Here is a 23,707-nt window from a genome sequence, read left to right as displayed (position 1 = left end):
GGATGCTCGCCGCGGGTGAGAACGTGGTTTTCCACTAAGTGATAGGTGGTCGCGCCGCGGGCTCACCTGCTCTCCACACTCTGGGGGTGAGGTACCTCACACCGCGATTCACCGAAGAGGAGACACCGTGACGACCATCCCCCGACGCGCGCGACTGGCGACCAGCCTGGTCGCCGTGCTCGCGCTGGCCAGCGCCTGCGGCGGCACCGAGACGAACACCGATGCGGCCGGGGCCGGCAAGCCCGGTGAGGTCCAGATCAAGGGTGAGGGCGTCACCCGGAACGAGTACGGCGGTGCCCAGCTCGCGCTGGGGAAGCCGAAGCGGGGTGGGGAGCTGAAGGTCGGGATCGTCGCACCGATCAACACCCTCGACCCGACGGCGGGCCTCTCGACCTCGGCCAACTCGGCGGCGCTCAACATCTACGAGCCGCTGATGCGGGTGGAGCCCACCGGAGTGGTGGTGCCTGAGCTCGCCCGGTCGCTCGAGTCCGAGGACGGCAAGCGCTGGACCTTGAAGCTGCGCGAGGGGATCACGTTCACAGACGGCACGCCGTACAACGCCGACGCCGTCGTCGCCCACGTCAAGCGCTACCAGTCGCCCGGCGCCACCGCCCGCGACGCCGGGAGCACCAAGCAGATCACCAGTACCGACAAGGTGGACGATCTCACCGTCGAGTTCGTGCTGGCCGCGTCCAACCTGGACTTCCCCCTGATGCTCTCCGGAAGCCTCGGCATGGTGCCTTCCCCGACGGCGGTGCAGAAGGACCCCAAGCGCTTCGGTCTGAAGCCGGTCGGGGCCGGGCCGTTCAAGGTCGCGTCCTTCCAGCCGGGCGGCGACCTGGTGCTGGAGCGCAACCCGGACTACTTCGACGAGAAGTACCCCTACCTCGACAAGGTCACCATGGTGACAGCCTCCGACCCTCAGGCGGGGCTGGCTGCGCTGGAGTCGGGGAGCCTGGACCTCGCCACCACGACATCGCCGGCTGACATGGAAAAGGCCGAGGCGGCGGGGCTGAAGGTGCTCGAGCAGCCGCTCTTCACCTACTACTACCTGGCCCTGAACCTGTCCAAGCCGCCGTTCGATGACGCCGCGATGCGCAAGGCCGTCATCCAGGCGATCGACACCAAGGCCCTCTCCAAGGTCGTCTTCGCCAACCGGGCGACGCCGATGAAGGGCTGGTTCACCCCCAACCACCCCGACTACAGCGAGGTCGACTACCCCGCCTTCGATCCCGACGCGGCCAAGTCGGCCGTCAAGGAGTACCAGGCGAAGGGCAGCCCGGTGACCCTGGAGGTGCAGGTGACTCCCAGCCCGGAGAGCACCCGGGCGGTCGAGATCATCCAGCAGATGCTCTCCGACGTCGGCATCAAGGTCACGGTGGCGCCCCTGGACCAGCCGACCTCGATCCTGAACGGTGCACAGGGCAACTACCAGGCGATCTACCGCTACATCGGGTTCACCCTCCTGGCCGCCAACGACCTGCGCAACAGGTTGAAGACCGGCGCCTCCGGGACCATCGCTCACGCCGGCAACCCAGAGCTGGACACGTTGCTCGACGAGATGTCGCAGACGCCGGTGGCCGAGCGCGGCGACCTCTACGACCGGGCCCAGCAGGAGCTGGCCGACTGGATGCCGAGCGTGCCACTGGTCCAGCAGGTCGGCGGGTGGATCGCCGGCGACGCGGTGGCCGGCTTCCCCGGCAGTCGCGGAGAGCAGACGGTGGACGTGCTCCGGATGAAGTACGTCTGGGCCAAGTAGCCGATCGACCGTGGGGCGCGCACCGAGTCATCGGTGCGCGCCCTTCGTCTGTCCGAGGAGACCACCGGGCCACCGGGCGCGTGCCACCGGGCCGCGCGTCAGCGGAACGGGTTCAGGTTCCGGCTGGCGTTCACCTGGGAGCCGGGGATCGCGCGCAGGTCGAGCAGGTCGGTGACCAGGTTGCCGAGTGCGCCGTTGCGGATCGGTTGGGCGCCGGCGTACCCGACGCGGGCCTTGCCGGGGTTGCGGTAGCCGCGGTTCACCGCGTAGAGGTTCGACCTCGCGATGCCCTTGCCCCACACCATGAACGGCACCCGGTAGTTGACCCGCGAGGTGATCAGCGAGTGCGACCTGCCGTACCCGCCGTGGTCCGAGGTGAGCACGATCGCCGTGTGCGCCCTGAGCTGCGCCTTGCGCGAGATCGTGTTCATGATGACCCCGATCCGCGCATCCACCGCACGGACCGCAGCCAGGTACTTCGCTGACATGTAGCCGGACGCGTGCCCGACCTTGTCGGTCTGGGAGAGGTGCACGAACGTGAACGCGTTGGGGGAGGAGAGCAGGTCCTTGCGCACCGCGGAGACCAGGCGGTTCTCGTTCTTGCGGTAGACGAAGGCGCCGATCTTGTCGCGACCGTTGTTGGCGCCGGTCCGGTCCACCGCGCCGTTCTTGCGGTTCCAGGTCCGGTTGAACAGTGCGAACTTGTCCTTGGAGGTGTAGAGCGCGGTGGCGCCGCCCGCGTCGTGGACGACGTCGAAGACCGACGGTACGTAACGACCCGCGGCCTTGTGCACGGTCACCTTCTTGCGGTTGTCGTTGAACAGCACCCCGTGCCCCGCAGCGCTGCGTGCGACCTTGCGGCTGGTGAGCATCGAGGTGTGGTTCGGCAGCGTGCTCGTCGACTCCACTGCGGTTCGCGCGTTCAGGGTGGTCGCGCCACCGTTGATCATCCGGTGCAGGTACGGCGCTCGCGATGGGCCCAGCCTGCGAATCGCATCGGGGTTCAGCCCGTCGACGGAGATGGCGACGACGTGGTTGATGTGGTCGTCCGCGCTCGCCGCGGCCAACGCTGCCTGCGGCGGGTCGGCCGGCCCGTCCGGCGCCATCGCCGTAGCCACCGCTGCGGCGGATCCGGCTACGAGTGCGGCTGCGGTCACAGCGACGAGGCGTCGGCGGGTGCGGCGGGCGATGTCCAGGGAGGTCACGAGGGCTCCTTCCGGGCCGGGAGCCGGCTGGGTGGCTGACCGGGGTGCTGACCGGGGCGGCCGCGTGGGCGGAGGGCACGGTCTTGGTCCATCGTCCTCGTTTCCGGGCCTCGTTTCCACCTCGACCGCTCGGTGGTGGACCTTCAGGCGGGGGAGCTGCTGACGAGTGCAGGCCCGATCCAACGGCGAACCAGATCGCGCAGCTCGTCCTCGGTGCGCGGCGGTGCCGTCGGGAACTGGAGCAACGAGATGAACAGGCGCATCAGGATCTCTGCGAGACCCGCGAAGTCCGCGTCGCTGCGGATGCCCACCTCGTCCCAGTCAGCGGGCACGCTTCGCAGGATGTTCGCACCGACCAGGAACGCGGCAGACGAGGTCGCGCCAGCGGTGAAGAACTCCGTCTCGCTCGCCTGGACCAGCAGGCTGAGGTACTTCTCGTCCGGGATGGAGCGGACCGCGAAGACGACCGACTCGACGGCCACCTCCTGCGCGGTCGTGCACGTGGCCAGATGCTCCTGCATGCGCGCGGCGAAGTCCTCGACACCGGCCTGCGCGACCGCGCCCAGGATCTCGTTCAGGCTCGGGTAGTAGCGGTACACCGTCTGCCGGGTGACGCCGAGCTCATGGGCGACGTCGGAGAGAGTGGTCTTGGCCAGGCCGGTCCGATCGATGCAGGCGGTCGCCGCCTCGACGATCCGCCGACGCGCAGCCTCTTCCGTGCCGGGAGGGTTCCCCTGCCAACCGTGATGTCCCATGGCGCAATGGTGACCGATCGGGTCCGCGCTGCCTCAGCGCAGGGCCGGGGTGCGACTGTGTGCCCGGTACATCGCCGCCAGCAGAAGGCCGGCACCCGCGAAGCAGACGAGGGCGTAGGCGCCGCTCCCGGTCGGGGTCCCACCAGCAGTGACCCCGTCGGTCGCCCCGACGTACGCCGGGAGCGCGGTGAGCCAGAACAGGGCCATCGCGCCCAGGTACAGAGCCGGGTAGTAGCGCGTGAAAGGCGACAGTGGCTCCAGCGCGGGAATCCCGGCACGCCACTCGCGCACGATGATGAACGCTCCTGCCATCCACACGATGGCCAGCTCCGCGCCGAGGACCCACGCCTGAGCCGTCACGTTGGGAGTCTCGCCGCCGAAGAAGCCCGACGGAATGCCGGCGATCGCCATGCTGGGCGGCGTCAGCACCCCCGCCACCAGGATGCGAAGGGCAAGCGAGGCGCCCCGTCGTGGCCCGCCGTCGCCGTGGGATCCCCCCGTGAGCTTCACGACCAGGAACGTCATCGCTCCCATCGAGACCGACGCGAACAGCAGCACGCTGTTCATCGGGACCGACGCCATCATCGGATGGTTCACGAGCATGTTGTCCGGGTTCCACGCCCACCACTTCAGCTGGGGGCCGATCTGGTCGAAGACCTCGTAGAACACCTGGCACACGAAGGCCACCGCGACCGCTCCGGTAGCGGCACCGCGCGACCTGAAGATCCCCAGCGTGCGGACCAGCTCGTAGGCCAGCTGGCTGATCACCGGGTAGAACGCGACGATGTACAGCGGCAGCCGGTCCCACATGAACTGAACCGTGAACTGGTTGTGGGCGAAGATGAACCCGTACTGCCCGTCGAGGCCGAACCACTCCGGGAAGTACAACGGTGGCTCGATGACGAACAGGTACACCAGGGACGTGCACCACAGCGCGAGGTTCACCGGGTCGCCCTGCTGGTAGCGCCTCCAGGCGTGCACGAGGGCGAAGACGGCTCCTCCCACGATGAGCAGCTCGAGGAACGGCATCGACCAGTGCGCCAGGTCCCACGGAGCCCGCACCGAGGCCACGGTCGACACGTCGTGGCAGTCGAACCCGAGCCCGCGGGTGACCTGTTCTGCTGCTGCCTCGCAGGTCGCGCTCATCGTGTGCTCGCTGCCTCGTGGACGGCGCCGTCATCGAGCTCGGAGTAGTCCGTTGCCGGGGGATCGGCCTGCGAGTCGAAGCCGAAGGGGACTCGGTGAAGGCCGAGAGCCGAGCGCACGCGGTAGCGGACCAGGCCCGCGATGACCCGAGGGCTCTTCAACATCTCGCCCAGTGGCTCATCGAGGTTGAAGACCTTGCTGAAGTGCTCATCGACCACGGCGTCCTCGCGAGCAGCGCCGACGATGAAGCGGAAGGCGGGCTCGCTCACTGCGGCGATGATGCGTCGTCGCCATTCAGGCAGCCGCTCGGTGCCGACCGCGCACGCGTAGCCCTGGTCGCGCGCCATCGCCAGTCCCCACGGCACCTCGAGACGCTTGCGCTGGGCCGCCAGGAACTCGGCATGGAAGGCAGAGTCCGGGGCTCTGCTCTCCCGTGCTGCCGAGGCGAGCGTCTCCTTGAGGAGCACCGCGGAGCTGGACGCCGAGCTGATGCCTTGCGCGTAGAAGGGGTTGAAGGCGCAGATCGAGTCGCCCACGAAGACGAGGCCACCCGGTGCGTGCTCCCAGCGGTCGTAGCGGCGCCACTTGTTGCCGGTGGACCGGGTGAGGTGGACCTCGGAGGTCGGGGTGCTCTTCTCCATTGCCGCCGCGAACAACGGAGCACGCACGCGACGTGCCGACTCCACGAAGGTCTCGGGGGTGCGGGGCATGTCGTGTCCCCAGGAACCCATGCACGCGATCGCACGGTTGCCTTCGATGGGGAAGAAGTTCACCAGGTACTCGTGCTCGGCGGGGTGCTCACCCTTGTCGTCGGTCGGCATGATCACCAGGTGCTGCCACCACCAGGAGGCTGGCCGGTCCGCGGCATCCGGCAGGTCGTACCAGCGCGAGGTGTAGGTCACCTTGGCGTCCAGCGTCTGCACGGGCACCTCGGGCCAGCCTGCGGCCACGAGCCAGTCGCCCACGGAGGAACCCCGACCGAGCGCGTCGACGACGAGGTCTGCTTGCACCTCGTCATCGCCCTGCGCCGTTGCGAAGCGCACCCCGGTGACCTCGCCGCTCGCGGTGCCGCCCGCCCGGGTGGCCAGTCCCTGGACGGTGACCCCCTCCCGGATGGTGACGTTCTCCAGGCGACGGACCTGGTCTCGCAGGACCCGCTCGATCAGGATCCGGGAGCTGTAGACCATGGTCATCGAGCTGCGCTTCCTGGCCGACCAGCCGTCGCCCTGGAGGTAACCGGCGTCCATGGAGGGCATCAGGTGCAACCCGCCGGCCGCCATCAGCTCCTCCTCGAAGCCCGGGAACAGCTCGCCGATGGCACGGCGGCCCGAGTTGAGCAGGAAGTGGGGGTGCTTGCTCTGAGGGACGCCCCGCCGGTGCTCGGCCTCGGCGGGAAGCTCGTCGCGCTCCAGGATCAGCACCCGCTCGAAGTACGGCGCCACGGCGCCGGCCGCGCACAGTCCAGCAGCGCTTCCACCCAGCACGACGGCAGTGGTTCCAACCTTCACGCGCAGACCCCATTCATACGTTTATGCAGAAGATGTATGAATGTATGAATGGGGCGAGATCAAGTCAAGGCCCCGGTGTCAGGTGAGTGAGCCGACCCGATCCAGGATCGCCGCGGCAAGCTCCTCGGGCCGCTCGTCGGGAAGCCAGTGCGAGGCGCCCTCGATCACCTCGAACCGGTAGGGGCCGTCGACGTACTTCTCGCACAGCTCGGCGCCCACGCGGCCCAGGGCCGCGTCGCCATCGCTCCAGACGTAGGTGGTGGGCACCTGCACGTGCTTGTTGAACGTGCCGGGGCTGGACAGGGCCAGGGCGCGGTACCAGCCCAGGGCGCCGGGCAGCGCCCCGCTCCCCACGATGTCGCGTTGGTAGGCGGCCAGCATCGCCTCCGTCATCCCGCTGCCGCCCAGGAACCGGGCGGCGGCACGCCGGTCCGAGAGCACCCGCTCGGGCAGCCAGGGAAGGTTGAAGAACGCCATGTACCAGGAGTGCAGCGCCTGGCCGCGCGGCATCGCTGCCATGAAGGCGCCCGGGTGCGGGACCGAGACTGCTGTCAGTGTGCGCACCTTCTCCGGTGCGAGAAGTACCGTCCCCCAGGCGACCGCGGCACCCCAGTCGTGGCCGACCAGGTGCACCGGCCCGCCGGTGAGGTCGGCGAGTGCGAGCACGTCCTTGACCAGCTCCGAGGTCCGGTAGGACCGGCGCCCGTCGGGGCGAGCACCGGGGGAGTAGCCGCGCTGGTTGGGTGCAAGGGTCCGCAGCCCCTGGGCGTGCAACAGCGGCACCACCTGGTCCCAGCAGGTGTTCAGCTGGGGGAAGCCGTGCAGCAGCACCACCACGTCCCCCTCGAGCGGCCCCTCGTCACGGACCTCGAAGGTGAGCCCGTCCCGGGAGTACGACGTGATCCGGTCAGCAGTCATGGAGAGAGAGCGTAGTGATCCGGTCGGTGGGCATCCACCCACCGCGAACGGACTTGGCGCGGCCCACCATGATGGGCGAACGCGGCCGCCCGGCCACCCACACCCCTACCGAGGAGCTGCATGTCGTTGCTGCCAGCCAATGTCCGTCGAGAGCTCGTGATCGCGGGTGCCACTGGCGCGTTGGGACTGATCAGCCCCGCGGCCCTGCCGCCGCGTGCGTTGCTGGCCTACCGGGCGGTCAGCGCCGGTCTGTCCGGCGTCTACACCTACGACACGCTCCGCAAGGAGGACACCTTCGGTGACCAGCCCGCCGCTCGGTTCGCGCTCGCCGTCGGAATGACCGGTGCGATGTTCGGGACGATGGGCCTGTGGGAGCGGTGTGACAGTGCGGCGCACCGGTGGCTGGTCGCCCGCGGGGTGAAGCACCCACGCCTGGTGATCGCGGCCGGTACGGCGGTGACCTCCCTGGTCTCGGGCCTCGTGGGATCCGCGATGGAGGACGAGGAGGAGAACGAGGAAGGGGACCGGGACACCGCTCCCGAGCTGGTGGACCTCGACCCGCGGCTGCGCGCCCTCGTCGCCGCGATCCTCGCCGCGACCGACGACTTCAGCGCCCCGGTGCTGCGGGAGCAGCTGACGCTGACACAGGCAGAGGTGTGGGACCCCGAGGAAGGCCCGGACGACGAGCTGCCCGGTTTCGTGGGGCTCGCGGTCGCCGGTGCCCACGACGTGGCCCGGGCGGTGCCGCACTCGTTCGCCTTCCCGGTCCGTGCGGAGTTCCAGCACGCCGGCGCGACCTTCGAGGTGGAGCTCGACATCCAGCAAGGACGGCTCAGCAGCGTCTCCCTCACCCCCGCCGCCGCCCTCGCCCCGGACGACGCGGCCGAGCCGGCCTGGCCCACCACCTGGCCCACCGTCGACGACATCTCGCTGCGACACGAGTCGGCGACCGACTGACCCGACGTCGCCACCGGGGAAGTCGCCCTCGAGCCGGTTGACGGCGACCCAGTGCTCGTCGTCGACGAACTCGGCGCCCATCAGCTCGGTGGTGTAGGTGAACTCACTGCCCGCACCGCGCAGGAAACCACGCTGAGCCGGTCCGGACGGGTCCCGGGCCGGCGAGCCTGACCGCCGTCCCGGAGGGCGTACGCCGGCGGCTGAACGGGTATGGGCCAGCCATGACGACCACACCGAACGAACCCGAGCAGGACCCGACCGTCGTGCCCTCCGGTGACCCCGCCTCCCCGGCGGAGCCGTCCGAGTTCCCGGCCACGGACCCCGAGAGCGAGCCGGACCCGGACGCCCAGCCCGGGCAGATGCCGGACTCCGCCGACCCGGAGATCAACGCTTGAGCGCACAACCGGGGACCAGCAGCAGCTGACCCCCGAGCTGCCGTTCACCCAGATGCTGGAGCCGATCTACCAGCGGATGGTCACCGAGCCCGACCACCACTTCGCCTCGCTCGCCGAGCTCGCAGCAGCCACCCGCGGCTGAGCCGCGCTTGCTCACCCCGGGCGCGCGGACGCCCGGGAAACGAGGTCGGACCTCGTGCCCCGGGCGTCGCTGCGTGACTCAGCGGCAGGTGCGGATGGAGGCCGCCGTGGCCGTGGTGCCGTTGCCCATGGCGCCGGTGCCGAGACCGGCGCTCAGTGCGTAGCCCGCACCCCGGGGGATCTTGACCGTCCCGACCTTGCTGACCTTGCCCTTCTTCACCCAGCCCGACTTCCAGTTCTTGCCCACCGAGATGTCCTTGCGGGTCGGCTGCGCGATGCCGTTGACCCGCGACTTCGCCTTGGTGGCGTTGATCCGGACCTTGATCTTGACCGGCTGCGTGGCCTTGGTCGGGATCCGGCACGCCTGCATCTTGGCGCCGTTGATGCTCGCCAGGGTCTCGAAGCGCAGCGGCTTGGCGGCCTCCGCGTGGACGGCAGGCACGGCGAGGACGATGGCGAAGCTGGCGACGGCGGTCGCTGCGGTACGACGGAGGACAGTCATGGGGTTCCTTAGGTGCTGGGGAGATCCACACCCGGCGGTGCGGTCGGCACAAGGTAGTGGCCGCCGCGGTGCCGGCGGAGCAAAATGGACAATTGTCCGGACGCCCGACCGCACTGGTCCCTAGATGATGCCCTGCGCCAGCATCGCGTCGGCGACGCGCATGAAGCCCGCGATGTTCGCGCCCGCGACGTAGTTCCCGGGGCTGCCGTACTCGTCGGCGGTCTCCAGGCACCGCTGGTGGATCCCCCGCATGATCTCGGCGAGACGCTCCTCGGTGTGCTCGAAGGTCCAGGAGTCGCGTGAGGCGTTCTGCTGCATCTCCAGCGCGCTCGTCGCCACCCCGCCCGCGTTGGCGGCCTTGGCCGGTGCGAACTTCACCCCGGCCTCGACGAAGGCACGTACGGCGTCGGGGGTGCAGGGCATGTTCGCGCCCTCGGCCACCACCGTGCAGCCGCCCTTGATCAGGGCTGCCGCGCCGTCCTCGTCGAGCTCGTTCTGGGTGGCGCACGGCAGCGCGACGTCGCACGGCACGTCCCACACCGAGCCGTCGGTGATGTGGCGCACGGACCCGGACTTCGCGTCGGCGTACTCCGAGATCCGTCCCCGGCGCCCTTCCTTGATCTCGCGGAGGAGGTCGAGGTCGATGCCGTCCTCGTCGACGACGTAGCCGCCGGAGTCGGAGCACGCGACCACCTTGCCGCCGAGCTGGTGCACCTTCTCGATCGCGTAGATCGCGACGTTGCCGGATCCGGAGACGACGACCGACTTGCCCTCGAAGGAGTCACCGGTCGCCTTGAGGATCTCGTCGACGAAGTAGACGGTGCCGTAGCCCGTGGCCTCGGTGCGGACCTGGGACCCGCCCCAGGTCAGTCCCTTGCCGGTGAGTACGCCGGACTCGTAGCGGTTGGTGATCCGCTTGTACTGGCCGAAGAGGAAGCCGATCTCGCGGCCGCCGACGCCGATGTCTCCGGCCGGGACGTCGGTGTACTCGCCGATGTGGCGGTAGAGCTCGGTCATGAAGCCCTGGCAGAACCGCATCACCTCGGCGTCCGAGCGTCCCTTGGGGTCGAAGTCAGAGCCGCCCTTGCCGCCGCCGATCGGCATGCCGGTCAGGGAGTTCTTGAAGATCTGCTCGAAGCCGAGGAACTTCACGATGCCGAGGTAGACCGAGGGGTGGAAGCGCAGGCCGCCCTTGTAGGGGCCGAGCGCGGAGCTGAACTCCACCCTGAAACCGCGGTTGATGTGCACCGAACCCTGGTCGTCGACCCACGGGACGCGGAAGATGATCTGTCGCTCCGGCTCGCACATCCGCCGGATGACGGCGGTGTCGAGGTACTCCGGGTGCTTGGTTACCACGGGACCGAGACTGTCCAGGACCTCGTGCACGGCCTGGTGGAACTCGTTCTCGCCGGGGTTGCGGCGCAGCACCTCGTCGTAGACGTCGTGCAGCTTCTCGTCGAGGGTGGGCACGCAGTGGCTCCTTTGTTCAGGTGCTGAGGGTGAGTTCAGTGGCGGTCCCGGACCGGCGCACCAGCTCCCCGAGTGTCTCAGTGATCCCCTCGGCGAGCACGTCCAGGTCCCCGGCGGACCCGTAGTCGCCGGTGATCCCGAAGGTCAAGGCGTCGCGGTAGGACAACATCGCCACCCCGATCCGCACCCGGTCCGCGATCGGGACGTAGGGCAGCAGCTCCTGCAGCTCGCGCCCCAGGGCGTACAGCGTGTCCCGCGGCCCGGGCACGTTGGTGGTCACGGTGGACACCTGGCGTTGCGGGAACCGCATGCCGGCCCGGATCGCCCAGCTCACCGCCGCGAACGGGCCGTACTCCGCCAGGGTGGTGACGCTCGCGCCGCCCTCCGGTTCGTGGCCCGTCTTGAGCGCGGCGACGCGTGCGTGCACGGCGGCCAGCACCTCCACGGGGTCCTCGAGGTCCACCGGCAGGTAGGGGAGCATCATCGAGACCCGGTTGTCCGGGATCGACTCCTCGCCCGGTGCCCGCATGGAGACCGGCACCAGCGAGCGCAGTGCACGGGCGTCCGGCGTCTCCCCGCGGGAGAGGAGCAGGCGACGGAAGCCACCGGTGATGGCGGCCAGCGCCACGTCGTTGACGGTCACCGAGTGGGCCGCCCGGACCGTGCGGATGTCGCTGAGCGTGGCCTGCGCCCAGGCGTAGCGCCGGCTCCCGTCGAGAGAGCCGTTCAACGAGGTCGGGTGCACCGGGCGGGCCGCCTCGGCGAGCCTGAGTAGGCCGGCAGTGGAGGCGACGGTGCGAGCGAGCAGCAGCCGGGGCGCCGACAGCGCGCCGACCGCGGCGCTCACGGTGCGGGCGGGGGAGGAGGCCAGGTCGAGAACCGCCCGGCCCGTGAAGGCCCACTCGCTCTCCGGACGGGGCGGCTGCCAGGTGTCTGCCTCCGGCTCGCGCGGGACCGGCGTCGGGTCCAGCAGCAGCCGGTAGAGGTCGGTGCCGGAGACCCCGTCGACCATGCAGTGGTGCACCTTGGACAGCAGCGCCCAGCGACCGCCCTCGAGCCCCTCGCAGACCCAGTACTCCCACAGCGGCCGGCTGCGGTCCATCCGGCGCGACATCACCCGGCTGAGCAGCCGCGCCAGCTCGGGTCGACCCCCCGGGGCCGGCAGCGCGGTGCTGCGGATGTGCCAGCCCAGGTCGAAGTCGGGGTCCTCCACCCAGACGGGGGCGGTCAGGCCCAGCGCCACCCGGCGTACCTTCTGGCGGTAGCGGGGGACCAGCGGCAGCCGACCGGCGATGGTGGCCACGAAGTCGTCGATGTCGGGCGGGGGACCCTCGAAGATCGCCACCGAGCCGATGGCCAGGGAGGCGGTCCCGTCGACGTCCTCGGCCTCGAGGAAGCTTGCTGCGAGCGGGGTGAGTCTGTCCATGTGCCCAGCGTGGTCCGCGAGGTTTGTCCGCCCCAGAGTCGAAGGTCCCCGCCGCGGACTGCCGGGTGGCAGTGATCGGCTGCGGCCCGGCGGAGCACCCGGTTAGCGTTCGGCCATGTCGACCCCCGACCGGCCCACCGCCAGCTTCGAGCTCCTGGACGCGGGTCAGGGGGTGCGGCTGCTCGCCGCCGTGCCGGGACCGCCGTTGGCTCCGGCCGGGTACGGCGAGCAGGAGCTCCTGGCCCGTGGGGAGGCCGCCTCCTTCGAGGCGCTCGAGTGGGGGCCCGAGGGAAGGTTCGTGCTGCGGGAGCGGGACCGTGCGGAGTTCGCGACCCGGGTGCTCGTACGGCGGCCCCTGGACCCCGCCGCTTTCAACGGCACGCTCGTCGTCGAGTGGCTCAACGTCAGCAGCGGTGAGGACGCGGCGCCCGACTACACCTACCTCGCGGCCGAGCTGCTCCGCCGCGGCTACGCCTGGGCCGGGGTCTCGGCGCAGCTCACCGGGGTCGAGGGCGGTCGCGCCGCGGTGGACCTGCCGCAGGGGTCCGAGACGCCCCGCAACGGGCTGCGCCACCTCGACCCGGACAGGTACGGCGACCTCCACCACCCCGGGGACGCCTACTGCTACGACATCTTCACCCAGGTCGCCCTCGGGCTGGTCGCCGCGCGGCCCGAGGACCCGCTCGACGGGCTGGAGGTCACCGCCATGCTGGCGGTCGGGGAGTCCCAGTCCGCGTTCGCGCTGACCACCTACGTCAACGGGGTGCAGCCGGTGACTGGTGCCTTCGACGGGTTCCTGGTGCACAGCCGGGCCAGGTACGCCGCCCCGCTCGGCGAGCCCGGTCGCCCGCTCGACGTGCGCCGGCTGGTGGCCGAGCCGGTGCGGCTCAGGGAGGACCTCGGCGTGCCCGTCGTGATGGTGCAGACCGAGACCGATGTGCTGGGCTCCCTGGGCTACCTGGCCGCGCGCCAGCCCGACTCCGAGCACCTCCGGCTGTGGGAGGTGGCGGGGGCCGCGCACGCGGACCGGTTCGTGATCGGCGAGGCCGAGCCGTTCCTCGGCTGCCCCGAGCCGATCAACCGGGGACAGCAGGGCTTCGTGGTCCGGGCCGCGCTCAGGCACCTCGACACCTGGGCGCGCGGAGGCCCGCCGGCTCCCCGCGCCGACCGGCTCGAGGTGGACCAGGGGACGGTCCCCGAGTCGTTCGTCCTCGACGAGCTCGGCAACGTCCGGGGCGGCGTACGGACTCCTGCCGTGGACGTGCCCGTGGAGGTGCACTCCGGGCTGGCCGCGCCCGGCGCCTCCCACCTGTGCCAGCTGTTCGGGCGCTCGCTGCCGCTGGAGCCGGACGTGCTCGCGCGGGTGTACGGGTCTCCCGAGACCTACCTCGAGCGCTACCGCGACGCGGTCGAGCAGGCCGTGGCGGCCGGGTTCGTGCTCGCCGAGGATCAGAAGGCGCTGCTGGCCGAGGCCCGGCCCGAGCGCGTTCCCGGCTGATCGCGCCCCAGGTCGACCACGCGGTCCACGAGGTCGAGGCCCACGGGAGCGTGCGTGATCCAGACGATGCTGCGATCACGGGGCCCGGTGAGGACCTCGGTGGCCAGCTGCGTCGCCGTCGCGTGGTCGAGGTGGGCGATCGGCTCGTCGAGCACCAGCACGCGCTGCGAGGACAGGAGCGCGCGGGCGATGCCGAGCCGTGCCCGCTCACCCCCGGAGACCTGGGCGTGCCCGTCCCCGAGCCAGGTGTCCAGGCCGTCGGGCAGGGTGGCCAGCCAGTCGCCCAGCCGTGCCTGCCGCAGCGCCTGCGCCACCTCCTCGTCGGTGGCGTCGGGCCGAGCGAGCCGGACGTTCTCCGCCAGGTTGGTGCCGAACACGTGCGGGTCGTCGTCGACGAGCCCCACCACGCTGCGCAGGTCGTCGAGGCCGAGCAGGTGGATCGGCGTACCCCCCAGGGTGATCTCGCCCGCGGAGGGGTCCAGGAAGCGGAGCATCAGCCCGGCCAGGGTGGTCTTGCCGCTGCCCGAGGGCCCGACCACCCCGACTCGTGCGCCGAGCGGCACCGGGAGCGAGAGGTGCTGCAGGGTGTCGGCGTCCCCCCACCCTGCGGAGACGTCGGTGAGGACGACGTTGCTGGAGTCGGGGAGGGGGCGTCGCGGGGTGTCCTCCACGAGTGGAGCGGTGTGCTCGAGCGCGGAGAGCCGGTCGGCGGCGGAGGCGGTGCGAGCGGCCAGTGCGGCTGCGTCCGCCAGCGGTACGGCGAGGTCCGCGAGGGCCAGCGGCAGCAGCACCAGCAGGGCCATCATCGGCCCGGACAGCTCGCCCGAGGAGACCAGCGGCTCGGTGAGCAGGGCCATCGCCGCGACTCCCGCGCCGGAGGCGAGCAGCGCCAGCCCTCGCGCGGCACCGGTCCAGCGGGCGGCGGAGACGAGCGCCGCCCCGGTCCGGTCGCTGGCGGTGGCCACCCGGTCCAGCGCCCGGTCACCGGCCTGCCACATCACCAGCTCGGTCGACGTCTGGAGGACCTCCACCACCTCGGTGGAGAGAGCGGCCCGGCGCTCGATGCCGGCGGCCTCGGCCCGGCCCGCGCCGATCCGGGCAACGCCGTAGGCGAGGGCCCCGGCCATGGCAGTGGTGAGGCCGACCACCAGCGCCGCGGGCGGCGCCAGTACCCAGGCCACCGCGACGGCGAGGGCACCGACGAGCAGGAAGACCCGCACCGGCATCCGCACCCGCAGCTCGCGGTCGACCACGCTGTCCACGTCGTCGACGATCGCTGCCAGCACGTCCCCGCGACGGTTCCCGAGCCGTCCGGGCGTGAGCGGCACCAGGGCGTCGTACACCTCGACGCGGCGCTTGGCCAGCAGGCGCAGTGCCACGTCGTGGGACTTCAGCCGCTCGACGTAGCGCAGCGCCGGACGCGCGAGCCCGAACGTGCGCACCCCGACGATCGCGACCATCAGCGTCAGCACCGGGGGGTGGGTCGACGCCTGCACGATCAGCCACCCCGCGGTGGCGGTCAGCGCCACCCCCGACGCCGAGGCGAGCGCACCGAGCAGCGTGCCCGGCCACATGCTCGTCGTGCGGGGTGGAGCGGGAGTTCCGGGTAGTCCGAGACGTTCCCGTCGTACAAACCGGTCATCCGCGACGGTTGCGTCTCGGACTATCGGGTTGGGGGCGGGCTCGGGGGCGGAGAGCTCCACCAGGGTGTCGGTGATCGAGAGGATCGCGGGGCGGTGGGCCACGACGACGACTGCGCTGGTCCGGCCGAGCTCGGTGACGGTGTCGAGGATGACCTGCTCGGTGAGGTCGTCGAGGTGGGCGGTGGGCTCGTCGAGGAGCACCCAGGGGCGCTCGGCCAGTACGACGCGGGCCAGGGCGAGGCGGGCACGCTCGCCGGCGGAGAAGTTGGCGCCGTCCTCGCTCACGCCGGTCTCCAGACCGTGGGGGAGGTCGCGGACGCGCTCCTCGAGCGCGACCCGGCGCAGCGCCGCCCAGAGCCGGGAGTCCTCGGCGCCGGGGTCGGCCAGGCGGAGGTTGTCCGCGACGCTGCCGGCCACGAAGACCGGGCGCTGGGGGAGCCACGCGATCGGGCCGGGGACGCTGACGGCGCCGCGCTCGGCGGGCACCAGGCCGGCGATCGCGGAGAGCAGCGTGGTCTTGCCGCAACCGGAGGGTCCGGTGATCACCGTGACGCCGCGCGGCGGGATGCTCAGGTCGAGGTCGTCCACGGCGGGGGTGGGTCGTCCGGGGTAGCGCACGGTGAGGCCGCTCACGACCAGCGGCCGCTCCGGGGATCCTGCGGTCGTGGCCTGCTCCTCAGGGGTCGCCTCGCCGGAGTCGTCCAGCTCGTCGACGGCCTCGAACGTGGCGACGCCCTCGGCGGCGGCGTGGAACTCCGCGCCCACCCGGCGCAGCGGCCAGTAGGCCTCCGGCGCCAGCAGCAGTACGACGAGCGCGGTCTGCAGCTCGAGCCCGCCGGAGGCGAGGCGCAGGCCGACGCTCACGGCGACCAGCGCCACCGAGAGGGTGGCGACCAGCTCGAGCACGGCGGAGGACGCGAAGGCCAGCCGGAGCGTCCGCAGGGTGGCCTGCCGGTAGCGGTCGGTGATGGTGACGATGGTCTGTGACTGCGCGCGTGCGCGGCGGTGCACCACCAGCGTGGGCAGGCCGCGGACGACGTCGAGGAAGTGGCTCGACAGCGAGGCCATCGACCGCCACTGCTCCTCGGCGCGGTCACGTGTGGCCAGCCCGACCAGGGCCCCGAAGACGGGGACGAGGGGGAGGGTGCACACCACGATCACCGCGCTGAGCAGGTCCTGGGTGGCGATGGCCACCACCGTCAGCACCGGGAGCACACCGGCCAGCGCGAAGGCCGGGACGTAGCGGGTCAGGTAGGGCTCGGCCGAGGCGACTCCGCGGGTGGCCAGCGCCGCGGTCTCGCCCGACGCCGGGGAGGGCTTCCCCTCCGCGATCCGCTGCAGCACCACGGACAGGATCCGCTGCCGCAGGGCTGTCCCGACCAGCACCGCCGAGCGTGCCGACCAGATGTCGCTGACCCATCCCAGCGCGCCGCGGCAGGCGAAGACCGCCGCCACGGCGAGGCCCCAGGCGACGACGTCCCCGCCCCTGAGCGCCGCGACCACCAGGCCTGCGACCACCCAGGCCTGGGCGATGACCAGGACGCTGGTCCCGACTCCGGCGACGAGCACCCCCGCCAGCGGTCTCCGCGCGGGCGAGAGCTGCCGGCGGATCCTCGGGTCGTTCGGCTTCACTGCGAGGCTGCGGGGTCCGCGGCGGGCACGGTGACCGACTCGGGGATGTGGTGCACCGAGATCCGCTTGCGGAAGACCCAGTAGGTCCAGCTCTGGTACAGCAGCACGATCGGGGTGAAGATCACCGCGACCACGGTCATGATCTTCAGTGTGTACGTCGTCGCGGCGGCGTTCGTCGTCGTCAGGTCGATCCCCGACGCCAGGCTGGTGGGCATCACGTTGGGGAACAGGGCGAGGAACAGCCCGGCGACACCGGCGGTGATCGCGATGAAGGTGCCGGTGAAGGCCCAGCCCTCGCGCATCGCCCGGATCGCCCCGAGGCCCGCGAGGAGGGCCACGGCCGCGACCACGAAGGCGACCGCCGAGGCCACGGAGCCGGTCTGCGCCTGGGTCCAGCCCAGGAAGGCCACGGCCACCACGGCCGCCGCCAGGCCCACCTTGACCGCGAGCGCCCGGGCGGCCACGCGGATGGGGCCCTCGGTCTTGAGCGCGATGAACATCGCCCCGTGGGTGAGGAACAGCAGCAGCGTCATCGCGCCACCGAGCAGCGCGTAGGGGTTGAGCAGGTTGAAGAAGCCGCCGACGTACTCCCCGTCACCGTCGATCGGCACACCGCGCAGGATGTTGGCGAACGCCACGCCCCACAGCACCGCCGGCACGAAGGAGCCCACCGTCGCGGCCAGGTCCCAGCGACGCCGCCAGCCGGCGTCGTCGCGCTTGGCGCGGTACTCGAAGGCGAGCCCGCGGATGATCAGTGCGGCGAGGATCAGCAGCAGCGGCAGGTAGAACCCGCTGAACAGGGTGGCGTACCACTCCGGGAAGGCGGCGAACGTGGCGCCGCCGGCCACCAGCACCCAGACCTCGTTGCCGTCCCACACGGGGCCGATCGTGTTGATCAGCACCCGTCGTTCCTTCTCGCTCTTGCCCAGCACGGGGAGCAGCATGCCGACGCCGAAGTCGAAGCCCTCGAGAGCGAAGTAGCCCATCCACAGCACGGCGATGAGGGCGAACCAGATGGTCGTCAGTTCCATGATCGGAGGTCTCCTGGGGCGTTCAGTAGGCGAAGGCGAGAGGACGGTCTTCGTCGTCCTTGTCGGCCGGGTCCGGGGGCGGGGGCAGCTCGTCCGCGCCGCGGTCGATGTAGGTGAGCATCAGCTTGACCTCGATCACGGCGAGCACGCCGTACAGCAGGGTCAGGGTGACCAGCGAGATCATCGCCTCGGTCGGGCTGACGCTCGGCGAGGCCGACTGCGCCGTGGTGAGCAGACCGAACACGGACCACGGCTGGCGGCCCATCTCGGTGAAGATCCAGCCGAACGAGTTCGCGAACAGCGGCAGGAGCGGCAGCGAGATCGCGGCCCACAGGATCGGTCGCCCGGTCGGGGTGCGCCCGCGCCTGGTCGCCCACAGGATCCATCCGGCGAACGCCGCGGCAGCGATGCCCAGGCCCATCATCAGCCGGAAGGTCCAGTACGCGATCGGGATGTTGGGGACGTAGTTCGCCGAGTAGTAGCTCGCGCCGGGGTCCTCGCCGTACTTCTTCTCGTACTTCTCGCGCAGCTCGTTGATCCCCTCGACCTTGCCGTTCGGGTCACCGGTCGCCAGGAACGACAGCACCTTCGGGATCGTGACCGAGAACAGCTCCGACTCACCGTCGAGGGTGCCGAGGGTGAAGATCGAGAAAGAAGCCGGCTGCTCGGTCTCGTAGAGCGCCTCCGCGGCAGCCATCTTCATCGGCTGCACGTCGGTCATGATCTTGCCCTGCACGTCACCCGAGATCGCCACGCCCAGTCCCGCGACCAGCACGATGGCGGCCGAGGTGCGCAGCGCGCTGCGGTACATCGGGGCGTCGGCGGGCTTCGCGGCCCGGCGGCGCATCTGCCAGAACGAGACCCCCACGACGAACGCCGCTCCGGTCATGTACGCCGCGAGGATCGTGTGCGGGAACGTCACCAGCTGCACCTTGTTCAGCATCACGGCGACGAAGTCGGTGAGCTCGGCACGTCCGGTGTCCGGGTTGAACCGGTAGCCCACCGGGTGCTGCATGAACGAGTTGGCCGCCAGGATGAAGTACGCCGACAGCACCGTGCCGATGTGCACGATCCACATGCAGGCGGCGTGCAGCCTCGGGGAGAGCCGGTCCCACCCGAAGATCCACAGGCCCAGGAACGTGGACTCGAGGAAGAAGGCGAGCAGGCCCTCGATCGCGAGCGGGGCGCCGAAGATGTCGCCCACGAAGCGCGAGTAGTCGCTCCAGTTCATCCCGAACTGGAACTCCTGCACGATTCCGGTCACCACGCCGATGGCGAAGTTGATCAGGAAGAGCTTGCCGAAGAACTTGGTGAGCCGTAACCACTTCTCGTTGCCGGTCCGCAGCCAGGCTGTCTCGTAACCGGCCACGATCGCGGAGAGCCCGATCGTGATCGGTACGAACAGGAAGTGGTAAACGGTGGTGATGGCGAACTGCCATCGGGCAATGTCAACGGTGTCCACAGACGCTCCTGGTCGAAGGTTCACCCGAGACTAGAAACGCGACCCCCGACGGCACAGGTGGCGCTCGGCCCCGAGGTGTGGGACCAAGGTCCTCAGCTGGTTGTGAGCAGGATCACCGGGGCGCGGGACCGGCCCCGGCGGCCACGACGCGACGGGTCTCCCGGGCGATCTCGGTGCCCTCTGACGCGGCGACCACGACGGTGCGCGCGGTGGCGGTGAGCGCGCTGATCTCGCCGTCGCCGGTGACGGCCAGGTTGGCCTGCTCGTTGAGGGCGACACCGAGGTGCTCGAGGCCACGTGCCGCGGCGGCCCTGACCTCGGGGGAGTGCTCACCGATCCCGCCGGTCATCACGAGGAGGTCCATCCCTCCGGCGCTGGCGGCCATCGCGCCGATCTCGCGGCGCAGCCGGTGGACGAACACCTCGAAGGCCAAGGTGGCGTCCGCGTCGCCGCGCTCCCGGGCCGCCAGTACCTCGCGGATGTCGCCGCTCGTGCCGGAGAGCCCCTTGAGGCCGGCTCCGTGCTCGATCACGTCGGTCAGGCCCTCGGGGGTCTGCTCGCCGTGCACCAGCAGCCACATCAGCAGGCCGGGGTCGACCGAGCCGGAGCGGGTGGCCATCACCAGGCCCTCGGTCGGGGTGAAGCCCATCGTGGTGTCGACCGAGGTCCCGTCGCGGACGGCGGCCAGCGATGCGCCCGCGCCGAGGTGGCAGGACACCACGCGCAGGTCGTGCAGGTCGGCATCGATCAGCTCGGCGCCCCGTCGTACGGCGTAGGCGTGGCTGAGCCCGTGGAAGCCGTAGCGCCGTAGCCGCAGCCGCTGGTTCCACTCCCGGGGCAGCGCGTAGGTCTGCGCGGGCAGCGGCATCCGGGCGTGGAAGGCGGTGTCGAAGCACACCACCTCGGGCGCGCGCGGGAGCAGCTCGCGGACCGCGCGGATGCCGGCGATCGCGCGCGGGTTGTGCAGCGGGGCGAGGTCCTCGATGGAGTCCAGGTAGGCAAGTACGTCGTCGTCGACGAGCGTCGGCTCGCTCATCTCCGGGCCACCGTGCACCACCCGGTGCCCGACGGCCTCCACGGCGTCCATGCCGTGCGTGGCCTCGATGAACTCCCTGATCGGCTCGAGGTGCGCCTCGCCCTCCCAGCGCTCCACCGTGGTGGCAGCGACCTGGCTGTCGCCCTCGAACAGCGCCACCTTGAGGCTGCTCGAACCGGCGTTGACCACGAGGACGCGCACGTCCCTCAGGCCTCGGGGGTGTTCAGCTCGGGGGACTCGGTGGTGAACTCCGGCCCGGGATCGGAGGACCACCGCCAGTCCCGGATCTCGGGCAGGTCCACGCCGTGGGTGCGCACGTAGATCTTGTGCTCGATCAGCTTGTTCTTCAGGGTCTCGCGGGCCGAGCCCGACGTCGCCTGGAGCCGCGGGACCCGGTCGATGACGTCCATCGCGAGGTTGAACCGGTCGAGCTGGTTCATCACCGTCATGTCGAAGGGGGTGGTCGTGGTCCCTTCCTCCTTGTAGCCACGGACGTGGAAGTTGCCGTGGTTGTGGCGCTTGTAGGTCAACCGGTGGATCAGCCAGGGATAGCCGTGGTAGGCGAAGATCACCGGCTTGTCGCGGGTGAACAGCGAGTCGAAGTCGGCCTCGGAGAGCCCGTGCGGGTGCTCGTCCTCGTGCTGGAGGCGCATCAGGTCGACCACGTTGACGAACCTGATCCGCAGGTCGGGGAAGAACTCCCGCAGCAGCATCACGGCGCCCAGTGCCTCCATCGTCGGCACGTCGCCCGCGCAGCCGATCACCACGTCCGGCTCGGTGCCGATGTCGCTGCTCGCCCAGTCCCAGATGCCGATGCCCTTGGTGCAGTGGACGATCGCCTGGTCCATCGTGAGGTACTGCGGCGCGGGCTGCTTGCCGGCGACGATGACGTTGACGTACTGCTTGCTCCGCAGGCAGTGGTCACCCACCGAGAGCAGGGTGTTGGCGTCCGGCGGCAGGTAGACGCGCACCACCGAGGCCTTCTTGTTCATCGCGTGGTCGATGAACCCGGGGTCCTGGTGGGAGAACCCGTTGTGGTCCTGGCGCCACACGTGCGAGGTGAGCAGGTAGTTCAGCGAGGCGATCGGGCGTCGCCACGCGATCTCGTCGGTGACCTTGAGCCACTTGGCGTGCTGGTTGAACATCGAGTCGACGACGTGGATGAAGGCCTCGTAGCAGGAGAACAGGCCGTGCCGGCCGGTGAGCAGGTAGCCCTCCAGCCACCCCTCACAGGTGTGCTCGGAGAGGATCTCCATCACCCGGCCGTCGACGGCCAGGTGGTCGTCGTAGGGGAGGGTCTCCGCGTTCCAGGCCCGGTTCGTCACCTCCAGCACGTCCTGCATCCGGTTGGAGTTGTTCTCGTCGGGGGAGAACATCCGGAAGTTCTCCATGTTCTTGGCCATCACGTCGCGCAGGAACGTGCCGAGGACGCGGGTCGACTCCACCGCACCCGTGCCGGGGGCCTCGACCTCGACGGCGTAGTCGCGGAAGTCGGGCATCCTCAGGTCCTTGAGCAGGATGCCGCCGTTGGCGTGGGGATTGTCGCTCATCCGGCGCGTGCCGGCCGGGTGCAGGTCGGCGATCTCCGGGACCGGTGCTCCCTCGGTGTCGAAGAGCTGGTCGGGGCGGTAGCTGCGCATCCACTCCTCGAGCACCTCGCGGTGCGCGTCGTCCTCGCGGGCTGCCGCGAACGGCACCTGGTGCGAGCGCCAGAACCCCTCGACCCGCTTGCCCTCGACCTCCTTGGGGCCGGTCCAGCCCTTGGGGGAGCGCAGCACGATCATCGGCCAGGGTCGGCGTACGGGCTGCTTGCGCTTGCGGGTGGAGCGGGCCTCCTCCTGGATGTCGGCGATCTCGTCGAGGCAGTGGTCCAGCGTGGCTGCGAACGCCTGGTGCATCTCCTCGGGGTCCGAGCCGGAGACGATGTACGGCGTGTGCCCGTAGCCCCGCATCAGCGCGACCAGCTCCTCCTCGGGGATGCGCGCGAGCAGGGTGGGGTTGGCGATCTTGTAGCCGTTCAGGTGCAGGATCGGCAGCACGGCCCCGTCGTTGGCGGGGTCGATGAACTTGTTGGAGTGCCAGCTGGTGGCGAGCGGACCGGTCTCGGCCTCGCCGTCGCCGACGATCGCCGCGACGACCAGGTCGGGGTTGTCGAAGGCGGCCCCGTAGGCGTGCGAGAGGGAGTAGCCGAGCTCGCCGCCCTCATGGATCGACCCGGGGGTCTCCGGGGCCACGTGGCTGGGGATCCCGCCCGGGAACGAGAACTGCCGGAACAGCGCCCGCATCCCCTCGGCGTCGCGGGTGATGCCGGGGTAGACCTCGGTGTAGGTCCCCTCCAGCCAGGCGGAGGCGACCAGGCCGGGCCCGCCGTGACCGGGCCCGATGATGTAGATCATGTCCGTGTCGCGGGCCATGATCGCCCGGTTCAGGTGGGCGTACATGAAGTTCAGCCCCGGGGTCGTGCCCCAGTGCCCCAGCAGGCGCGGCTTCACGTGCTCGGGCCGCAGCGGCTCGCGCAGCAGCGGGTTGTCCATCAGGTAGATCTGCCCGACGGAGAGGTAGTTGGCCGCTCGCCACCAGGCGTCGATCCGCCCGAGCTCGGACTTGCCGAGGGGGCGTCCCTGGACGGTGCTCTTCGTGGGTTCGTTTCGGCTCATACCCCATCGTTTCCGCTGCCTTCTCTGTTGGAAAGGGCCGATCGTCATCTTGAACGCGCCCCAGCGGTGGGGTAGGCAGTGCGAATGTCCCGATCTGCCGGTCCTGCCGAGCCTTCCGCCGCCTGCCTGTTCTGCTCGATCGCCGCCGGCGACACGGACGCTTCGCTGGTGTGGGGTGACGACGACTTCGCCGCGTTCCTCGACATCCGGCCGCTGTTCAAGGGGCACGTCCTGCTCGTGCCGCGCGAGCACGTGGTGACCCTGCCCGACCTGCCCGCCTCCCTGCGGGACCCGTTCCTGGCGGCCGCGCAACGGCTGGCCGCCGCCATGGTCGACGGCCTGGGGGCGCAGGGGTCGTTCGTGGCGATGAACAACGTCGTCTCGCAGTCGGTGCCGCACCTGCACTGCCACGTGGTGCCCCGCACCAAGGGGGACGGGCTGCGCGGGTTCTTCTGGCCGCGCACGAAGTACGAGAGCACCGCGGACAGGGACGCCTGGGCGGCCCGGATCTCGGCTGCCCTAGAGTGACCGCGGCCCCAGAGAGGGCCCAGCAGTCACGACGAGAG

General features: G+C 70.6%; 18 protein-coding genes. 5 read left to right on the top strand and 13 right to left on the bottom strand.

The annotated features are described in order from the left end of the window. The first annotated feature begins 127 nt into the window (after positions 1-127). Positions 128-1,759 carry an ABC transporter substrate-binding protein gene (locus AC4BGB_RS05810; protein ID WP_490545580.1) on the top strand — a complete coding sequence of 544 codons (1,632 nt, stop codon included), beginning with the start codon at positions 128-130 and terminating at the stop codon, positions 1,757-1,759. A 98-nt stretch (positions 1,760-1,857) separates the two neighbouring features. Here AC4BGB_RS05810 and AC4BGB_RS05805 read toward each other — a convergent pair whose 3' ends face one another. The 5 genes from AC4BGB_RS05805 to AC4BGB_RS05785 form a co-directional block, all read right to left on the bottom strand. Beyond that, the gene (locus AC4BGB_RS05805; protein ID WP_490545578.1) at positions 1,858-2,964 is read right to left on the bottom strand and encodes an alkaline phosphatase family protein; all 1,107 of its coding nucleotides are present in this window, start codon (positions 2,962-2,964) and stop codon (positions 1,858-1,860) included. A gap of 143 nt (positions 2,965-3,107) precedes the next feature. Further along, positions 3,108-3,719, bottom strand: a complete 612-nt coding sequence (locus tag AC4BGB_RS05800) for a TetR/AcrR family transcriptional regulator (RefSeq protein ID WP_490545576.1) — start codon at positions 3,717-3,719, stop codon at positions 3,108-3,110. Between the two features lie 33 nt (positions 3,720-3,752). After that, positions 3,753-4,865: a hypothetical protein gene (locus AC4BGB_RS05795; protein WP_490545574.1), complete on the bottom strand. Its 1,113-nt coding sequence runs from the start codon at positions 4,863-4,865 to the stop codon at positions 3,753-3,755. Further along, entirely contained in the window at positions 4,862-6,373 is a 1,512-nt protein-coding gene (locus tag AC4BGB_RS05790; RefSeq protein WP_490545573.1) for an FAD-dependent monooxygenase, read from the bottom strand. Before AC4BGB_RS05790 ends, AC4BGB_RS05795 begins: the two co-directional genes overlap by 4 nt. A 78-nt stretch (positions 6,374-6,451) precedes the next feature. Next, a complete protein-coding gene (locus tag AC4BGB_RS05785; RefSeq protein ID WP_490545572.1) occupies positions 6,452-7,291 on the bottom strand; it encodes an alpha/beta fold hydrolase in 840 nt (279 codons plus the stop codon). A 120-nt stretch (positions 7,292-7,411) separates the two neighbouring features. On the opposite strand from AC4BGB_RS05785, the gene AC4BGB_RS05780 reads away from it, so the two are divergent. Both AC4BGB_RS05780 and AC4BGB_RS05775 read left to right on the top strand, forming a co-directional pair. Continuing rightward, on the top strand, positions 7,412-8,248 hold the full coding sequence (locus AC4BGB_RS05780) for a hypothetical protein (protein WP_490545570.1): 837 nt from the start codon (positions 7,412-7,414) through the stop codon (positions 8,246-8,248). Positions 8,249-8,469: 221 nt separating this feature from the next. Continuing rightward, positions 8,470-8,643: a hypothetical protein gene (locus tag AC4BGB_RS05775; protein WP_490545568.1), complete on the top strand. Its 174-nt coding sequence runs from the start codon at positions 8,470-8,472 to the stop codon at positions 8,641-8,643. A 220-nt stretch (positions 8,644-8,863) separates the two neighbouring features. On the opposite strand, the gene AC4BGB_RS05770 is transcribed toward AC4BGB_RS05775, so the two are convergent. The 3 genes from AC4BGB_RS05770 to AC4BGB_RS05760 form a co-directional block, all read right to left on the bottom strand. Then, a complete protein-coding gene (locus AC4BGB_RS05770) occupies positions 8,864-9,286 on the bottom strand; it encodes a hypothetical protein (protein WP_490545566.1) in 423 nt (140 codons plus the stop codon). Positions 9,287-9,406: 120 nt separating this feature from the next. After that, positions 9,407-10,756, bottom strand: a complete 1,350-nt coding sequence (gene gdhA, locus AC4BGB_RS05765; RefSeq protein WP_490545564.1) for an NADP-specific glutamate dehydrogenase — start codon at positions 10,754-10,756, stop codon at positions 9,407-9,409. Between the two features lie 16 nt (positions 10,757-10,772). After that, positions 10,773-12,182 (bottom strand): WS/DGAT/MGAT family O-acyltransferase, encoded by a 1,410-nt coding sequence (locus tag AC4BGB_RS05760; RefSeq protein ID WP_490545563.1) that lies wholly within the window; start codon positions 12,180-12,182, stop codon positions 10,773-10,775. Between the two features lie 115 nt (positions 12,183-12,297). On the opposite strand from AC4BGB_RS05760, the gene AC4BGB_RS05755 reads away from it, so the two are divergent. Next, positions 12,298-13,680 carry an alpha/beta hydrolase domain-containing protein gene (locus AC4BGB_RS05755; RefSeq protein ID WP_490545561.1) on the top strand — a complete coding sequence of 461 codons (1,383 nt, stop codon included), beginning with the start codon at positions 12,298-12,300 and terminating at the stop codon, positions 13,678-13,680. Here AC4BGB_RS05755 and cydD read toward each other — a convergent pair. The 5 genes from cydD to AC4BGB_RS05730 all read right to left on the bottom strand — a co-directional run bounded on the left by cydD (position 13,632) and on the right by AC4BGB_RS05730 (position 23,141). Then, the gene (cydD, locus tag AC4BGB_RS05750) at positions 13,632-16,955 is read right to left on the bottom strand and encodes a thiol reductant ABC exporter subunit CydD (protein WP_490545559.1); all 3,324 of its coding nucleotides are present in this window, start codon (positions 16,953-16,955) and stop codon (positions 13,632-13,634) included. The genes AC4BGB_RS05755 and cydD overlap by 49 nt on opposite strands. After that, the gene (gene cydB, locus AC4BGB_RS05745; RefSeq protein WP_490545558.1) at positions 16,952-17,986 is read right to left on the bottom strand and encodes a cytochrome d ubiquinol oxidase subunit II; all 1,035 of its coding nucleotides are present in this window, start codon (positions 17,984-17,986) and stop codon (positions 16,952-16,954) included. Before cydB ends, cydD begins: the two co-directional genes overlap by 4 nt. Before the next feature lie 22 nt (positions 17,987-18,008). After that, complete coding sequence (locus tag AC4BGB_RS05740; protein WP_490545557.1) at positions 18,009-19,448, bottom strand: cytochrome ubiquinol oxidase subunit I; 1,440 nt, start codon at positions 19,446-19,448, stop codon at positions 18,009-18,011. 112 nt (positions 19,449-19,560) lie between these two features. After that, the gene (locus tag AC4BGB_RS05735) at positions 19,561-20,685 is read right to left on the bottom strand and encodes an acetate/propionate family kinase (protein ID WP_490545556.1); all 1,125 of its coding nucleotides are present in this window, start codon (positions 20,683-20,685) and stop codon (positions 19,561-19,563) included. A gap of 5 nt (positions 20,686-20,690) precedes the next feature. Continuing rightward, entirely contained in the window at positions 20,691-23,141 is a 2,451-nt protein-coding gene (locus tag AC4BGB_RS05730; RefSeq protein WP_490545555.1) for a phosphoketolase family protein, read from the bottom strand. An 84-nt stretch (positions 23,142-23,225) separates the two neighbouring features. On the opposite strand from AC4BGB_RS05730, the gene AC4BGB_RS05725 reads away from it, so the two are divergent. Further along, positions 23,226-23,669, top strand: a complete 444-nt coding sequence (locus tag AC4BGB_RS05725) for an HIT family protein (RefSeq protein ID WP_490545554.1) — start codon at positions 23,226-23,228, stop codon at positions 23,667-23,669. The last annotated feature ends 38 nt before the right edge of the window (positions 23,670-23,707 follow it).

The organism is Nocardioides sp. Z30_9, assembly GCF_058215735.1.
The sequence above is the reverse complement of the archived record's forward strand: the minus strand, read 5'-3'. Positions and strand labels throughout refer to the sequence as shown.

Excerpts from the sequence above, each read along its gene's own strand:
- AC4BGB_RS05725 (WP_490545554.1), top strand. The coding sequence starts at position 23,226 with ATGTCCCGATCTGCCGGTCCTGCCGAGCCTTCCGCCGCCTGCCTGTTC.
- cydB (WP_490545558.1), bottom strand. The coding sequence starts at position 17,986 with ATGGAACTGACGACCATCTGGTTCGCCCTCATCGCCGTGCTGTGGATG.
- AC4BGB_RS05730 (WP_490545555.1), bottom strand. The coding sequence starts at position 23,141 with ATGAGCCGAAACGAACCCACGAAGAGCACCGTCCAGGGACGCCCCCTC.
- AC4BGB_RS05775 (WP_490545568.1), top strand. The coding sequence starts at position 8,470 with ATGACGACCACACCGAACGAACCCGAGCAGGACCCGACCGTCGTGCCC.
- AC4BGB_RS05795 (WP_490545574.1), bottom strand. The coding sequence starts at position 4,865 with ATGAGCGCGACCTGCGAGGCAGCAGCAGAACAGGTCACCCGCGGGCTC.
- AC4BGB_RS05800 (WP_490545576.1), bottom strand. The coding sequence starts at position 3,719 with ATGGGACATCACGGTTGGCAGGGGAACCCTCCCGGCACGGAAGAGGCT.
- AC4BGB_RS05780 (WP_490545570.1), top strand. The coding sequence starts at position 7,412 with ATGTCGTTGCTGCCAGCCAATGTCCGTCGAGAGCTCGTGATCGCGGGT.
- AC4BGB_RS05785 (WP_490545572.1), bottom strand. The coding sequence starts at position 7,291 with ATGACTGCTGACCGGATCACGTCGTACTCCCGGGACGGGCTCACCTTC.
- AC4BGB_RS05755 (WP_490545561.1), top strand. The coding sequence starts at position 12,298 with ATGTCGACCCCCGACCGGCCCACCGCCAGCTTCGAGCTCCTGGACGCG.
- AC4BGB_RS05760 (WP_490545563.1), bottom strand. The coding sequence starts at position 12,182 with ATGGACAGACTCACCCCGCTCGCAGCAAGCTTCCTCGAGGCCGAGGAC.
- AC4BGB_RS05770 (WP_490545566.1), bottom strand. The coding sequence starts at position 9,286 with ATGACTGTCCTCCGTCGTACCGCAGCGACCGCCGTCGCCAGCTTCGCC.